Source organism: Staphylococcus sp. FSL W8-0304 (assembly GCF_038006565.1).
Taxonomy (GTDB): Bacteria; Bacillota; Bacilli; order Staphylococcales; family Staphylococcaceae; genus Staphylococcus; species Staphylococcus epidermidis.
Map to the genome: position 1 here is coordinate 437,693 of NZ_JBBOVL010000001.1, position 16,489 is coordinate 454,181.

General features: G+C 33.0%; 15 protein-coding genes. 12 read left to right on the top strand and 3 right to left on the bottom strand.

All coding sequences use genetic code 11. The features are described 5' to 3' along the window. Positions 1–279 precede the first annotated feature (279 nt). From pruA to NST35_RS01855, 6 genes are all read left to right on the top strand, one after another. Positions 280–1,824, top strand: a complete 1,545-nt coding sequence (gene pruA, locus NST35_RS01830) for an L-glutamate gamma-semialdehyde dehydrogenase (RefSeq protein ID WP_002458234.1) — start codon at positions 280–282, stop codon at positions 1,822–1,824. Between the two features lie 301 nt (positions 1,825–2,125). After that, positions 2,126–2,353: a FeoA family protein gene (locus NST35_RS01835; RefSeq protein ID WP_002458233.1), complete on the top strand. Its 228-nt coding sequence runs from the start codon at positions 2,126–2,128 to the stop codon at positions 2,351–2,353. Positions 2,354–2,358: 5 nt separating this feature from the next. Then, positions 2,359–4,353, top strand: coding sequence for a ferrous iron transport protein B (gene feoB, locus NST35_RS01840; protein ID WP_002458232.1), 1,995 nt, complete (start codon positions 2,359–2,361; stop codon positions 4,351–4,353). Positions 4,354–4,367: 14 nt separating this feature from the next. After that, positions 4,368–4,550, top strand: coding sequence for a FeoB-associated Cys-rich membrane protein (locus NST35_RS01845; protein WP_002447079.1), 183 nt, complete (start codon positions 4,368–4,370; stop codon positions 4,548–4,550). 181 nt (positions 4,551–4,731) lie between these two features. Next, positions 4,732–5,193 (top strand): hypothetical protein, encoded by a 462-nt coding sequence (locus NST35_RS01850; RefSeq protein ID WP_002458231.1) that lies wholly within the window; start codon positions 4,732–4,734, stop codon positions 5,191–5,193. Positions 5,194–5,501: 308 nt separating this feature from the next. Further along, positions 5,502–6,038, top strand: coding sequence for a methylated-DNA--[protein]-cysteine S-methyltransferase (locus NST35_RS01855; RefSeq protein WP_340747239.1), 537 nt, complete (start codon positions 5,502–5,504; stop codon positions 6,036–6,038). Between the two features lie 235 nt (positions 6,039–6,273). Here NST35_RS01855 and NST35_RS01860 read toward each other — a convergent pair whose 3' ends face one another. After that, positions 6,274–7,440: a hydroxymethylglutaryl-CoA synthase gene (locus tag NST35_RS01860; protein ID WP_002458229.1), complete on the bottom strand. Its 1,167-nt coding sequence runs from the start codon at positions 7,438–7,440 to the stop codon at positions 6,274–6,276. A 245-nt stretch (positions 7,441–7,685) separates the two neighbouring features. On the opposite strand from NST35_RS01860, the gene NST35_RS01865 reads away from it, so the two are divergent. After that, a complete protein-coding gene (locus NST35_RS01865) occupies positions 7,686–8,963 on the top strand; it encodes a hydroxymethylglutaryl-CoA reductase, degradative (protein WP_002458228.1) in 1,278 nt (425 codons plus the stop codon). Positions 8,964–9,044: 81 nt separating this feature from the next. Here the strand turns inward: NST35_RS01865 and NST35_RS01870 are convergent, their stop codons facing one another. Then, a complete protein-coding gene (locus NST35_RS01870; protein ID WP_002438102.1) occupies positions 9,045–9,476 on the bottom strand; it encodes a CHAP domain-containing protein in 432 nt (143 codons plus the stop codon). 257 nt (positions 9,477–9,733) lie between these two features. Then, a complete protein-coding gene (locus NST35_RS01875) occupies positions 9,734–9,949 on the bottom strand; it encodes a sterile alpha motif-like domain-containing protein (RefSeq protein ID WP_001832364.1) in 216 nt (71 codons plus the stop codon). Positions 9,950–10,136: 187 nt separating this feature from the next. Here NST35_RS01875 and cidR point away from each other — a divergent pair, with 187 nt between their 5' ends. From cidR to ptsG, 5 genes are all read left to right on the top strand, one after another. Then, positions 10,137–11,021 (top strand): cidABC operon transcriptional activator CidR, encoded by an 885-nt coding sequence (cidR, locus tag NST35_RS01880; RefSeq protein ID WP_001832366.1) that lies wholly within the window; start codon positions 10,137–10,139, stop codon positions 11,019–11,021. 311 nt (positions 11,022–11,332) lie between these two features. Then, a complete protein-coding gene (locus tag NST35_RS01885; RefSeq protein WP_001832353.1) occupies positions 11,333–11,725 on the top strand; it encodes a CidA/LrgA family protein in 393 nt (130 codons plus the stop codon). Beyond that, the gene (locus NST35_RS01890) at positions 11,722–12,411 is read left to right on the top strand and encodes an LrgB family protein (protein ID WP_001832367.1); all 690 of its coding nucleotides are present in this window, start codon (positions 11,722–11,724) and stop codon (positions 12,409–12,411) included. The genes NST35_RS01885 and NST35_RS01890 overlap by 4 nt, the downstream gene beginning before the upstream one ends. 49 nt (positions 12,412–12,460) lie before the next feature. Then, positions 12,461–14,200 carry a pyruvate oxidase gene (locus NST35_RS01895; RefSeq protein ID WP_001832342.1) on the top strand — a complete coding sequence of 580 codons (1,740 nt, stop codon included), beginning with the start codon at positions 12,461–12,463 and terminating at the stop codon, positions 14,198–14,200. 243 nt (positions 14,201–14,443) lie between these two features. Further along, complete coding sequence (gene ptsG, locus NST35_RS01900) at positions 14,444–16,471, top strand: glucose-specific PTS transporter subunit IIBC (protein WP_001832339.1); 2,028 nt, start codon at positions 14,444–14,446, stop codon at positions 16,469–16,471. Positions 16,472–16,489 lie beyond the last annotated feature (18 nt).

Consider the following 16,489-nt stretch of genomic DNA (forward strand, 5'->3'; position numbering starts at 1 on the left):
TAATTTTAAAAAAATCTTCCATGAAAAGTATAAGTTAAATGAGATGTCTAAACATAGGTAATGTTTAAAACTGTAAATTTATTTATAGAAAACGAAAATTTTACGGTTTGAAAAGTCACTCATTTTAAAATGAAAGCGTTTGCAAATATGTGAGCTTACATAGTAAAATAAGACAAAGGTTATGGCGAAGAAAAGTCTTTAAAATAAAAGAAGATGACTAGTCATACCTTTATGCACAAAGGATGGTAGAAATGATAAATTCATAGGGGGTAATTAAGAATGGTAGTACCTTTCAAAAATGAACCTGGTATTGATTTTTCAGTACAGGCAAATGTTGAGCGTTTTAATGAAGAATTAAGGAAAGTAAAAGCGCAACTAGGACAAGATATACCACTTGTGATTAACGGTGAAAAACTTACTAAAACCGATACTTTTAATTCAGTGAATCCTGCGAATACATCACAGCTCATTGCGAAAGTGTCTAAAGCAACGCAAGATGATATTGAAAAAGCCTTCGAATCAGCAAATCATGCGTATCAATCATGGAAGAAGTGGTCGCATAAGGACCGTGCAGAATTATTGTTACGTGTAGCAGCAATTATCCGTCGTCGAAAAGAGGAAATTTCCGCTATTATGGTTTATGAAGCTGGCAAGCCTTGGGATGAAGCAGTTGGAGATGCAGCTGAGGGTATCGATTTTATAGAATATTATGCAAGATCAATGATGGAACTTGCAAATGGTAAACCAGTATTAGACAGAGAAGGTGAACATAATCGTTATTTTTATAAACCTATCGGTACAGGCGTGACAATTCCACCATGGAATTTTCCATTTGCAATTATGGCTGGGACAACTTTAGCTCCTGTTGTTGCAGGTAACACTGTACTATTAAAGCCTGCCGAGGATACAGTTTTGACTGCTTATAAATTAATGGAGATATTAGAAGAAGCAGGTTTACCACAAGGTGTTGTAAATTTTGTTCCTGGTGATCCAAAAGAAATTGGAGATTATTTAGTCGACCATAAAGAGACACATTTTGTCACATTTACAGGATCCCGAGCTACAGGCACACGTATTTATGAACGTAGTGCTGTAGTTCAAGAAGGACAACAGTTTTTAAAACGTGTTATTGCAGAGATGGGTGGCAAAGATGCGATAGTTGTAGATAATAATGTAGATACTGATTTAGCAGCTGAAGCAATTGTTACATCTGCTTTTGGTTTCTCTGGTCAAAAATGCTCTGCGTGTTCTCGTGCCATAGTCCATCAAGACGTGCATGATGAAATATTGGAAAAAGCAATTCAATTAACTCAAAAATTAACTTTAGGTAATACTGAACAGAACACATTTATGGGGCCGGTAATTAATCAAAAACAATTTGATAAAATTAAAAATTATATTGAAATTGGTAAAAAAGAAGGCAAACTAGAGACTGGCGGCGGAACAGATGATTCTACCGGTTATTTCGTTGAACCAACAATTTTCTCCGGACTACAATCTGCGGATCGTATTATGCAAGAAGAAATTTTTGGACCAGTCGTAGGATTTGTTAAGGTCAAGGATTTTGATGAGGCTATCGAAGTAGCAAATGATACTGACTATGGTTTGACAGGCGCCGTAATTACTAATCGTCGTGAACATTGGATTAAGGCTGTGAATGAATTTGATGTAGGTAACCTTTACTTGAATAGAGGCTGTACAGCTGCAGTAGTGGGTTATCATCCATTTGGAGGATTCAAGATGTCTGGTACAGATGCTAAAACAGGAAGTCCAGATTACTTGCTTAATTTCTTAGAACAAAAAGTTGTTTCCGAAATGTTTTAATTTATATATATAATATGTCGTTGTAATGTGCGTGAATGAGGGAAGATGACTTATAACCACTTTACAACGACTTTTTTGTTTAAAAAGAAAATCATTATTGTAATTGATAGAAGAATGTTTAGTCATATATAAAAATAATAATTTCATCAATATTAACTATATGAATAAACGTTTAAATTAATGTATTGTTCACAAAAAAGACACACACTCTGTTAATTGGTTATTGTAAAAAAGTAGTTTAAAGCATATTCTGTTGTTAAATGATAATGATAATGATTATTAATTAGAGGGTGTGAACAATATGGTTAGTGTAAACAATGGAGTAAAAAATAAAAAATATAGAGTGAAGCATATAGGGATTGCAAATAAAAATATGTTGTATCGTTTAGGGGCATTAGGCTTAAATATTGGAAGTGAAATTAGCATCAAACAGAAATGTTTACTCAACGGTCCTAGCGTTGTTGAAGTAAATGGTCAACATTTAAGTTTACGACAACGTGATGCACGACTCATAACATTAGAGGAGTAGTTATAATGACTCAAAGCTACTGTATTCTTGGAAACCCTAATGTAGGCAAAACATCATTATTTAATGCGTTAACCGGTTCTTATGAATATATAGGTAACTGGAGTGGCGTAACCGTTGAAAAGAAAGTAGGAAAATTGAAAGATAATGTAGGTGATTTAGTTGATTTACCAGGCATTTATGATTTATCACCTATTTCTAAAGATGAGACGGTTGTCACAGATTATTTAATGTCAACATCGTTCACAGGAATGATTAACATTATTGACGCATGTCAGCTTAAAAGAAATCTTAATCTTACTATACAGTTGATGGAACTCAACAAACCTATGATTATTGGTTTAAATATGATAGATGTTGCAACACAAAGAGGTATTAAAATTAACTATCAGGCATTAATGAGAAAATTAAAAGTACCTGTATTTCCAATTGTTGCAAGAAAGGCAAAGGGGACACATAATCTTCTAGGAGAGCTTAATTATTTAGAACCACATCAACGTCGTGCATTTAAGATTAATTATGGAACTGAAATTGAAACTGCAATTCAACAAATTTGTTCAATTATCAAACAAGATAATATGTATCCAACTGAACGTTTACGTTTTATAGCCATACAGTATTTAATAGACAATGTTCAAATTTATCAAGAACTCGACGCCATGACTTTAGAACAGTTAGAGCCCATTAAGCGAGGGTTGAGTAACGCGACAGAACAATCAACACGACAAAGAATTGAAGCTGTGCGAAATGATTACATTAATCAGCTATTGGAAGATATCGTAGAATATCCCGAAGAGGATAAACAATTCTTTACTTCAAAAGTGGATCGATTATTATTAAATAGATATCTAGGTATACCTATATTTTTAGGCATTATGTGGCTTATTTTTCAAACAACCTTTACATGGATAGGAACACCATTATCTGATCAATTAGACGCTTTTATAAGTGGTCCTTTATCAGAATGGATTAAATCTGTTATGAATACATTACATATTACGTCGTTTCTTCAAGATCTTATTACAGATGGAATTATCGCTGGTGTGGGTTCTGTATTGGTATTTGTACCACAAATTGTTGTGTTATTCTTCTTTATTTCTTTATTAGAAGATTCAGGTTATATGGCAAGAATAGCTGTATTAATGGATAAAACAATGGAATCTATAGGTTTAAGTGGAAAATCATTTATTCCTATGATTATTGGATTTGGATGCAATGTACCAAGTATTATGGCAGCAAGAAGTATAGAGAATGAGAAAGAACGTTTGATTACAATATTGGTTGCACCCTTCATGTCATGTTCAGCACGTTTACCGGTTTATGCACTTTTTGTAGGAGCGTTCTTTTCAGCACATCAATCACTAGTTGTATTAAGCTTATATATTTTAGGTATAGTTGTCGCTTTACTAGTGAGTACGTTATTGAATAAATTGATATTAAAAGATAATCAGTCTGTTTTTATTGTGGAGTTACCGACATACCGTGTTCCATCATTTAAAACACTTTGGCGCAGTACTTGGGAAAAAGCAAAAGGTTTTGTCAAAAAAGCAGGTACCTTTATTTTTGGTGGCTCAGTCGTTATTTGGACACTCACATACATCGGACCGCATGGTGTTAATGTACCAATTAATCAAAGTTTTATGCATATGATTGGTCAAGGGTTTGCGAATTTAATTACACCTTTAGGATTTGGCTCTTGGCAGGCAGGAGCGACTTTAATACCTGGCTTTCTTGCTAAAGAAGTGATTATCAGTTCTATGGCTATTTTATACTCTTCTAGTGAAAGTGGTTTAACACAAGTCATTCAACAGCAATTCACCCCACTCTCAGCGTATGCATTCATGATTTTTATTTTACTTTACGTTCCTTGTATCTCAACAGTCGCAACGATTCGTAAAGAGACAAGTTCTTGGAAATGGACATTATTAGCGGTTGTTTATCCAATAGTAACAGCATATATATTAACGTTCATATTTTATCAAGTTAGTCAATTATTTATATAAAGGATGAATTCGTCATGTTTATTTTAGTCAATACAATATTGTTCATAGCTATTTTTGGTTATACAGCAATGACATTAGTAAAATTCTTTAAACGTTCAAAAGAAGGTGATTGTGGTGGGTGTAAATCTAATTGTAAATGTGATACGAATCCTTCACCTCATAAAAATAAATTAAATATTCCACATATTAAGTCATAGATAATTACAATAACAAACCTCTTTCATTCGGAAATGTATTTACGAATGAAAGGGGTTATTTGTATTGATAAAATTTTGACATGTTAGCTCGGTACAATAATGATTAAAAGTTTTAAAAAGTGATATACTACATGTAAAATGTATGTATATAAGTCAATTACTAATTGGGAGGAATAAATGTATGAAGGGTAGCAAAAAATTAAATGAATTACTAGAAGATAATCATAAGAAACTAAAAAAATTATTTAAGTATGATCATAAAAAGGCATTGGCGTTTACACCAGAGGATAGAGAAAAAGTTAAGGATAAGTTTGGTGTCTATGTGATTTTCGATGAGGAAAAACCAGTGTTTGTAGGTCAAACTGGAGGATACTCATCCACACATCAACCTATTAATAGTGATTTGTATACAAAATTAGGACAATACAATTCACATTCAGAAACAGGTACGACTAAATTTAGAAAAGCTTATGCTCAAAATAAAGACTTAAATCAAAATCATTTAAAAGACATTACTGCAGATAATTACGGCTTCACTTTCCAATATATAAAAGTAAAAGACGAACCTGCGTTCATTAATGTTTTAGAAATTCTAGCATTAGAATATGCAAAAAATAAGGGGTATGAACTTTATAATTTTTAATAAATACAATGACATCTAATCAAAAGGTTGAGTTGGACTTTAAATTCTAAATCTTGACGAGTCTGGGACGTAAAATAAAGTTCCAGACTTTCTTAAAGTATAGCCTGTCAATGATTGACTTAATATAAAGATAACGACATTTTTTCATTTTTAGTTATCGTTGTTGGTGTATCATATTTTATTCAAGTGTTTATCCAATTTCATAAATATAGCAATTATCTATATTATAAAATGATGTTCAGGATAGAATGCGTTAGTTTATAAGGATATGACTAGAATGATATACACACTTAAGGAGTTGGTGAAATATGTATCAGTCAATGTATGACTCGCCCGTCGGCTTATTGCAATTAATTACAAACGATGGCATCTCGTTGTCACATGTCTTATATCCCAATCAACATTTGAAAGGAATTAAAACAAAGGATACTTTAGATATTTTTAAAGATACTAAAGCGTGGTTAAGAGAGTATTTTAAAGGGAATTATCCTGAGATAAAAGTACCGTTAGCACCAAAAGGCACTGATTTTCAACAGAAGGTATGGAATGAACTTCAGACAATTCGTTATAGAGAACTTAAAACATATGGAGAGATTGCTAAAACAGTAGGTCGAGCAATGAATAAACCAGCAATGTCTGCTCAGGCTGTAGGAGGTGCTGTTGGGAGTAATCCTATTTCTATACTTATACCATGTCATCGAGTGGTTGGTAAGGATGGAAATTTAACAGGATATGGAGGTACTTTAGATAACAAAATAAAATTATTAAAATTGGAAGAAATAGATATGACACATTTATATAGACCTAAAAAAAACAACGAAACCTTGAGATACGTCATTGTATAAAATTGCTTTAGTTATTTGTTAATGTTGATCTATGGATAGGGTTCGTTTTTTATCTATGAATAGTAGATAAAGAGTATATAAATAGTAGAGGTCTATAATAGATGAAATGTATTATCGTGAGATTAAAAAAGCCCCTAAAAACAGCTATATGACATTGTTTTTAGGGGTAAGTATGAACAGCAAGTTTGATTATTTCATTTTAAAAAATTAAAAGAGCAAAAGAATTGAGTTTAGATTATTCTGCTATATGGTATTCGCGAATATTGTTATCAATAGATTTTAAATAGAAAATGTCACGATCTTCATTTGATTTTTCAAGTTCATGATTCAATTCTAAGTGATCGAAGCGCTCAAAGAAATGTTCATATTCATCAACAGAAACCTCTATTCTATTATTTAATAAAGATTTGTGGCGCTCAACATCTAATTGTTCCTTGAACCCATCTACTAATGTTCCACTAAAGAACTCGCCTACAGAACCAGAACCATAACTAAAGAGACCAATCGTTTCTCCGCCTTTTAAATCACGTGTTTCTAATAAAGAGATGAGACTTAAATATAAGGACCCTGTGTAAATATTACCGACATAACGATTATAATCAACTGCATCTTGGTAACTAGAGTTAAGACGTTCTTGTGTAGTTTCATCGGCATGATTAATAATAGAATCTAAAGCTTTTTGTCCCATTTTGGTGAATGGTACATGGAAACATAGTGAAGCGAAATCAGCGAGTGTTTTATTATGGCGGCGTGCATATTCATTCCAACTTTCTTGGAATGACTTGATATAGGCATCTTTCGACAATGCACCAGCAACTAAGGGATATTGATGACCCGTTGGACGCCAGAAATCATAAACGTCTTCAGTATATGCTACGGCATCATCATTAAGTTTTAAAATACTTGGGTTATGTGAAATCATCATTGCAACTGCACCGGCACCTTGAGTAGGCTCACCACCAGAATGAATACCATAACGAGCTGTGTCACTAGCTATGACAAGAACCTTTTCGTTAGGGCGTTGAGCAAGGTAATCTTTGGCAAGTTGGATTGCAGGTGTTGCTGCATAACAAGCCTCTTTCATTTCAAAGCATCTTGCAAAGGGTTGAATACCTAAAAGATGGTGAATTTGAACGGCTGCTGCTTTGGCGTTATCAATCGCAGACTCAGTTGCTACTACAACCATACCAATATTCTTTTTATCTTCTTCTGTTATAATATCTTTAGCAGCATTGGCTCCCATAGATACGATATCTTGGTTCACTGGGCTCACAGCCATTTCAGTTTGACCGATTCCGATTAAAAATTTATTTGGATCGACTTGGCGCGCTTCTGCAAGTTTAGCCATGTCTACATAATATTTGGGTACATAAAAACTTATTTTATCTATACCTATATTCATAAAGTGTGACATCCTTTCTTTTTTTAGAAGTAGCACTAGTATCATACCAAAGAAAATTCTTTTTATACAATGAAATATAACAGACATGACTGGGAATATATAATAAATTTGTAAGCGCTTTACAACGATTGTAAAAAGTTTAGGATTATTTTTGTGCAAGACAATGTTGGCAGTTAATATTTAAAGCGAAGTATAAATGATTACATCACTACAGTGATATAAAGATATTTTAAAGGAGTATATGAATGAAAAGTTTAGATAAAGGATTTAGACATTTAACACGAGAAGATAAATTAAAAGAACTTGTTGAATATGGTTGGCTAGAGGATGAAAACTATGAAATATTACTTAATTATCCGTTAATTAATGAGGAAGTCGCTAACAGTTTAATTGAAAATGTCATTGGTCAAGGTGCACTACCAGTAGGATTATTACCTCAAATTATAGTTGATGGTAAAGAATATGTAGTACCTATGATGGTAGAGGAACCTTCTGTCGTAGCAGCAGCAAGTTATGGCGCAAAACTCGTTAATCAAAGTGGAGGATTTAAGACGATTTCAAGTGAACGTCTAATGATTGGACAAATTGTCTTTGATGATGTAGATGACACAGGTTCATTAGCTAACTCAATATATCAAATTGAATCACAAATTCATCAAATTGCTGATGAGGCTTACCCTTCTATTAAAGCAAGAGGTGGAGGATATCAACGTATTGAAATAGATACATTTCCTGATCAACAATTATTATCTTTAAAGGTTTTTGTTGATACTAAAGATGCTATGGGTGCCAATATGTTAAATACGATATTAGAAGCAATCACTGCACATCTTAAAGTTAAATTTTCAAATCAAAATGTTTTAATGAGTATTTTATCTAATCATGCGACAGCATCAGTAGTAAAAGTACAAGGAGAAATAGATATTGAAGATTTACATAGAGGAGAGAGAAGTGGCGAAGTAGTAGCGCAACGTATGGAACGAGCGTCGGTTCTTGCACAACTAGATATACATCGTGCTGCAACACATAACAAAGGTGTGATGAATGGTATACATGCTGTAGTATTGGCTACAGGCAATGATACAAGAGGAGTTGAGGCAAGTGCTCATGCATATGCAAGCAAAGATGGTCATTATAGAGGGATAGCTACTTGGAAATATGATCGCTCACGTAATAAATTGGTTGGAACTATTGAAGTTCCTATGACTTTAGCTACAGTAGGTGGAGGTACGAAAGTTTTACCTATTGCTAAAGCCTCATTAGATTTGCTCAATGTTGAAAATGCACAGGAACTAGGGCAAGTTGTTGCTGCTGTTGGATTGGCACAAAATTTCTCCGCATGTAGAGCGCTAGTGTCTGAGGGGATACAACAAGGACATATGAGTTTACAATATAAATCATTAGCGATTGTTGTAGGTGCAAAAGGCGAAGAAATTGCGCAAGTAGCTGAAGCGCTCAAATATGAATCACAAGCAAATACTGCTAAAGCTCAAGAAATCTTGATGAATATAAGAGAATCATAATTAAAAAGCCGTCAAACGGGTATACCTTGATATATAGCTTTAAGGATATACTTATTTGACGGTTTGTTTGATTCGATTTGATTAATAAATATAATTATAGTTTCGTGCAGACGATTTACTAATAATGCGTGTGCCGTAGCCTAATGGCACATTATAATTATATTCAGAAATTTTGATTTTTCCGTTCTTATATACTTTTTCAACCACTGCTACGTGCCCATAATAGCCTCTTGTTGATTGCATAACAGCGTATTTGCGAGGCTTATGTCCAGTTGCATAACCAGATCGACGTGCATTGCTATACCAATTCTTAGCATTACCCCATCGATTTGATACAGGTTTACCTAATTGAGCACGACGTTTAAATGCCCACCAAGTGCATTGTTTTTTACCATAATAATTATGTGCAGCATGGGAAATATGCGTTTGTTCAATAGCTTGATATGAGAGTGTTCCAGTAAATGTAATCATTGTAGCGATAATAATACGAGATAATAATTTTTTGAATTTCATTTCTTTCTCCCAAAAAATGTATTTATTTAATGACAGTAATAATAATAGTATTTAAAAATGCGCTATACAATATAAGAAATGAATTATCAAAGTAAATGTAACATTAATGAAATATACATATTTTTATCGTAATAATCGTTTGAGTAAAAAAAGAGTGAGACTACATTCAAATAAAATGTAATCTCACTCAGGTACGAGATGATTAACTCCATGTATATAAGTATGCGTAAATGTTAAAGTCATGTCATAACATCAATTTATACTTTAGTGAATTGGTTGAAAACAGCTAGTGCCCGTTTGATACTCGTCACTGGTATGTTTTCCGGACATGGATGATTTCGAAAATATGTCAAGATTTCTTTTTGGCTCGTCACGTCTTTAGGGAAATTGATATCTTGATTAATCCAATCAACCAATTCACCTAATGGCGTGTCATCACCTAGGAAATTTTGCATAAATTCGTAAAAGCTCAATATCTCACCTCATAATATATTTTATGAGCCGACTTTTATTTTAACATATTTTCGTTTTTTAAAATACTTGAAAAACTAAATAAAATGTTTTGAATTATAGTTTTTAAATATATTAATCGCTAGAAAGGTCAATTTTGTTGTATAATTAAACTTACTATTGAATTATATCAAAACTAGGGGGATATGCATGGATATAAAACACATGAAATACTTTGTTGAAGTTGTCAAACAAGGTGGTATGACAAACGCTTCAAAATCCTTGTATATTGCGCAACCAACTATCAGTAAAGCAATTAAGGATATTGAAGCAGAGATGGCTGTCCCTTTATTTGACCGGAGTAAAAGAAGTTTAGTACTTACTGATGCAGGTAAAATTTTTTTCAAGAAATGTCAAGAAATCATCGCACTATATGATAATTTGCCCACTGAAATTAATAGTTTGTATGGTTTAGAAACAGGTCATATCACTATTAGTATGTCTGCAGTGATGAGCATGCGTAAATTTATTGGCGTATTAGGAGACTTTCATCAACTTTATCCGAATATTACGTACAACTTAATCGAAAGTGGTGGTAAGACGACTGAAAACCTTATACTTAATGATGAAGTGGATATTGGTGTGACAACATTGCCAGTAGATCATCAAAAATTTGAATGTATATCTTTAAACAAAGAAGAACTGACTGTAGTTTTAAATAAAGAACATCCTTTAGCACAAAAATCTTCTATTAAAATGGAAGAATTAGCTGATGAGAACTTCATTTTATTTAATGAAGATTTCTATCTCAACGATAAAATTATTGAAAATGCGAAGAATGCTGGATTCGTGCCGAACATGGCCTCACAAATCTCACAATGGAATGTGATTGAAAATCTTGTCATTAATCAATTAGGTATTTCCATATTGCCAGCCACTATAGCACAATTACTTAATGATGACGTCAAAATTGTACATTTGGAAAATGCACATACAACTTGGGAGCTTGGTGTCGTTTGGAAAAAAGATAAACGTTTAAGTCATGCTACAAATAAATGGATAGAATTTTTGAAAGAAAGATTATCCGAAGAATAATATAAATATAATAACAAACAATGCATTTAATAAAAGAGCGAAGTTGTTAAAGATGTGAAATAATATGTTTTTACAAAGTCATATTACAACGAAAACGTAGGGTTTTGAATTATAAATTAATTCTGCCCTACGTTTTTTTACTATCAATTAGTTCTCAGCACTATTAATTTGCTAGCGTTTTCATAGATTTAAGGAATATAAAATATCATGAATAAATATTTTTAATATATAATAGCAAACACTATAATAGAAAATGTCACTAAAAAAATACAGTAACAATTTGGACACATTTTTAGAAAGGGGTGTTGTTGATGGAAAAAGCAAAATTTGTCATTAAGTTAATACTTCAACTTGCCCTTATCATGCTTATTACTTTTATAGGCACAGAAGTTCAAAAATTACTTCATATACCTCTAGCAGGTAGTATCGTAGGGCTTATGCTTTTTTTCCTATTGTTACAATTTAAAATTGTACCTGAATCATGGATTAATGTAGGAGCAGACTTTTTACTTAAAACAATGGTTTTCTTCTTTATCCCATCAGTGGTAGGAATTATGGATGTTGCATCTAATATCACGATGAATTATATATTATTCTTTATTGTTATTATAATTGGTACATGCCTTGTAGCACTATCATCAGGTTATATCGCTGAAAAAATGCTAGAAAAAAGCAATACACGTAAAGGAACTGATCACTCATGAATGAATACTTACAAGCAGTTCTAATGATTTTGTTAACTATTGTTCTGTACTATGTTTCCAAAAAGATTCAAGATAAATACAATAATCCACTATTAAATCCAGCTCTTATTGCATCAATTGCAATAATTATTGTTTTATTGGTTTGCGGAGTAAGCTATAAGGGGTATATGAAAGGTGGTACCTGGATTAACCATGTTTTAAACGCTACAGTTGTATGTCTTGCATACCCACTTTATCAAAATAAAAAGAAAATAAAAAAATATTTAACAATTATTTTCACAAGCGTGTTGACTGGTGTAGTTCTCAATTTTGTGTTAGTATTTACAACGTTGAAAATCTTTGGTTATTCTAAAGACACAATTGTTACCCTGTTACCTAGATCAATTACAGCAGCAGTAGGTATAGAGGTTTCTCAAGAATTGGGAGGAACAGATACAATTACTGTGCTCTTTATCATAACTACAGGTTTAATCGGCAGTATTTTAGGTTCAATGCTTTTACGTATGGGAGGTTTTAAATCTTCCATTGCGCGAGGACTAACTTATGGGAATGCTTCTCACGCATTTGGTACCGCAAAAGCATTAGAGCTTGATATTGAATCAGGAGCGTTCAGTTCAATTGGTATGATTTTAACAGCAGTCATTAGTTCTGTTCTCATACCAGTACTGATTTTATTGTTTTACTAAAGGGAAAAAGATTTACTCATATTAATAGAAAGGGAGGCTATTTGTAAAAATGGCACAAATTAAAGCAAATGAAGCATTAGTTAAGGCATTACAAACCTGGAATATTGATCATTTATATGGTATTCCTGGCGACTCAGTAGATGCTGTTGTTGATAGCTTACGTACGGTCAGAGATCAATTTAAATTCTATCACGTACGTCATGAAGAGGTAGCGAGTTTAGCTGCTGCAAGTTACACAAAAATGACAGGGAAAATTGGTGTAGCTTTAAGTATCGGAGGACCTGGTATTGTACACTTATTAAATGGTATGTACGATGCTAAAATGGATAATGTACCTCAACTTATTATTGCTGGACAAACAAATAGTACATTATTAGGTACAAAATTCTTCCAAGAGACAAACATTTCTAAAATGGTTGATGATGTTGCTGTATATCACCACCAAATTCAAAAAGGTGATAACGTATTTGAAATTACAAATGAAGCAATTCGTACGGCATACGAGAAAAAAGGTGTCTCTGTTATCATTTGTCCAAATGACTTATTAACTCAAAAAATTAAAGACACTACAAATCGTGCAGTTGATACAACTAAACCAAAACCAGCTTCACCAAAATTCAAAAGTATTAAAAAAGCAGCTAAATTAATTGATAAAGCTAAAAAACCAGTAATGCTTATTGGTTTAGGTACACAACACGCTAAAGATGAATTACGTGAATTTATTGAAGCTGCAAAAATTCCAGTTATTCACACATTACCTGCAAAAACAATCTTACCTGACGATCATCCTTATAGTATTGGTAACTTAGGTAAAATTGGTACTAAAACATCTTATCAAACAATTCAAGATGCAGACTTATTAATTATGGCTGGTACGAACTATCCGTATGTTAACTATTTACCTAAGAAAAACATTAAAGCTATTCAAATCGATACGAACGAAGAAAATATTGGTGCACGCTTTAAAATTAATGTAGGTATTTTAGGTGATAGTAAAGTTGCTTTCCATCAACTAACTGAAAACATTAAGCATGTTGCAAAACGTCCATTCTTAGATAAGACATTAGAACGTAAAGCAGTTTGGGATAAATGGATGAAACAAGATTTGAATAATGACAATTCACCATTACGTCCAGAACGTTTAATGAAAGCAATCAATGCTAACTTAAAAGATGATGCAATTATCTCAGCAGATGTTGGTACTTCTACAGTATGGTCTACGCGTTACTTAAACTTATCTGTAAATAATAAATTCATTATTTCTAGTTGGTTAGGTACTATGGGCTGTGGTTTACCAGGTGCGATGGCAGCTAAAATTGCTTATCCAAACCGTCAAGCAGTAGCTATCACAGGTGACGGTGCGTTCCAAATGGTAATGCAAGACTTTGCTACAGCTGTTCAATATAACTTACCAATGACAATCTTCGTATTAAATAACAAACAATTGTCATTCATTAAATATGAACAACAAGCTGCTGGTGAATTAGAGTATGCCATTGATTTCTCTGATATGGATCATGCTAAATTTGCTGAAGCTGCTGGTGGTAAAGGCTATGTTGTGAGAGATGTAAGTCGTCTTGACGACATCGTTGAAGAGGCAATGGCTCAAGATGTTCCAACAATCGTTGATGTTCATGTTGATCCTAATGCTGCACCATTACCAGGTAAAATTGTAAACGAAGAAGCATTTGGTTACAGTAAATGGGCTTATAGATCAATTACTGAAGATAAAAACTTAGACTTTGATCAAATCCCACCAATCTCTGTAGCAGCTAAACGTTTCTTATAATAATACATTTTTAGAAACTCGACTCTAAGTAGTCGAGTTTTTTTATGTAAAATTTTCAAAAAGTATTGTAAACGCTTTATTGAATGTGTATACTAGATGTAAATAAAATCATTGCGTGTTACTGGTTATGCAGGCATGAGCAAATAAGAGTGTCTATCTTTCGTGATATGAAATTGATAGTCTTATTTGTTCATGCTTTTTTTGTGGCACGTAAATAAGAAGATAGAGAGGAATGAATTGATTATGTTTAAAAAGCTATTTGGTCAAATGCAACGTATCGGTAAAGCTTTAATGTTACCAGTTGCGATTTTACCGGCTGCAGGGTTGCTATTAGCAATTGGGACTGCGTTTCAAGGCGAAGCGTTACAACATTATCTTCCATTTATAAAAAATGATATTGTTCAACAAATCGCTAATATGCTTACAGGTGCTGGTGGTATTATATTTGATAATCTACCTATTATCTTTGCTTTAGGTGTAGCAATTGGTCTTGCAGGTGGAGATGGTGTAGCTGCTATTGCTGCATTTGTTGGTTTTATCATTTTAAATAAAACAATGGGGGCTTTCTTGCATGTAACTCCAGATAAATTATCTGATCCAACTAATGGATATGCAAATGTATTAGGGATTCCTACACTTCAAACAGGTGTGTTCGGAGGTATTATTATTGGTGCACTAGCAGCCTGGTGTTATAACAAATTCTATAATATTACCTTACCATCATATTTAGGATTCTTTGCAGGTAAACGTTTTGTACCAATTATGATGGCAACAACATCTTTCATTTTAGCCTTTCCGATGGCAATTATTTGGCCAACGATTCAAAACGGTTTAAATGCATTTAGTGAGGGGTTATTAGATTCAAATACAGGTTTAGCTGTATTTTTATTTGGATTTATTAAGCGATTATTAATACCATTTGGTTTACATCACATTTTCCATGCACCATTCTGGTTTGAATTTGGTTCTTGGAAAAATGCTGCTGGAGAGATAATTAGAGGCGACCAACGTATTTTTATTGAACAAATCCGTGAAGGTGCTCATTTAACTTCTGGTAAATTCATGCAAGGGGAATTCCCAGTCATGATGTTTGGATTACCAGCTGCAGCATTGGCTATTTATCAAACAGCAAAACCTGAGAATAAGAAAGTAGTTGCAGGTTTAATGATTTCTGCTGCATTAACATCATTTTTAACTGGTATTACTGAACCATTAGAATTCTCATTCTTATTTGTAGCACCATTCTTATTCGTAATTCATGCAGTATTAGATGGTTTATCATTCTTGACACTATACTTGTTAAATGTACATTTAGGATATACTTTCTCTGGAGGATTTATAGATTATGTTTTATTAGGTATTCTACCTAATAAAACAGCATGGTGGCTTGTCATCCCAGTAGGTATTATTTATGCAGTGATTTACTACTTTGTATTTAGATTCCTTATTGTTAAATTTAACTATAAAACACCAGGTCGTGAAGATAAAAAATCATCTGTAACAACTACATCGGCTAGTCAACTGCCATTCGATGTTTTGAAAGCAATGGGTGGTAAAGAAAATATTAAACATCTAGATGCTTGTATTACTAGACTAAGAGTAGAAGTAAATGAAAAATCAAAAGTTGATGTTGCCGGCCTTAAATCATTAGGTGCTTCAGGAGTACTTGAAGTCGGTAACAATATGCAAGCTATTTTCGGTCCTAAATCTGATCAAATCAAACATGATATGGCTAAGATAATAAGTGGAGAAATTACAAAACCAAGTGAAACAACAATTGATGAAGAAGTGTCAGATGATCCTGTACATGTGGAAGATATTGTAGAAACAGAAATTTACGCACCTGGACATGGTGAGATAATACCGTTATCTGAAGTACCTGATAAAGTTTTCTCTGAAAAGATGATGGGTGATGGTATCGGATTTGTACCAGATTCAGGAGAAATTGTAGCACCATTTGATGGTACAGTTAAAACAATTTTCCCTACAAAACATGCGATAGGATTGGAGTCTGATAGTGGTGTTGAAGTGTTAATTCACATTGGTATCGATACAGTTAAATTAAATGGTGAAGGTTTTGAAAGTTTGGTAAATACTGATGAACCAGTAACACAAGGTCAACCATTAATGAAGATTGATTTAGAATACTTAAAGGAACATGCTCCAAGTATTATTACACCAGTAATCATAACAAACCAAGAAGACAAAACATTAACAATTGAAGATGTAAAACAAGTCGATCCTGGTAAAGCGATTATGACAATTAAATAAAGCCTATAAGAATAACTT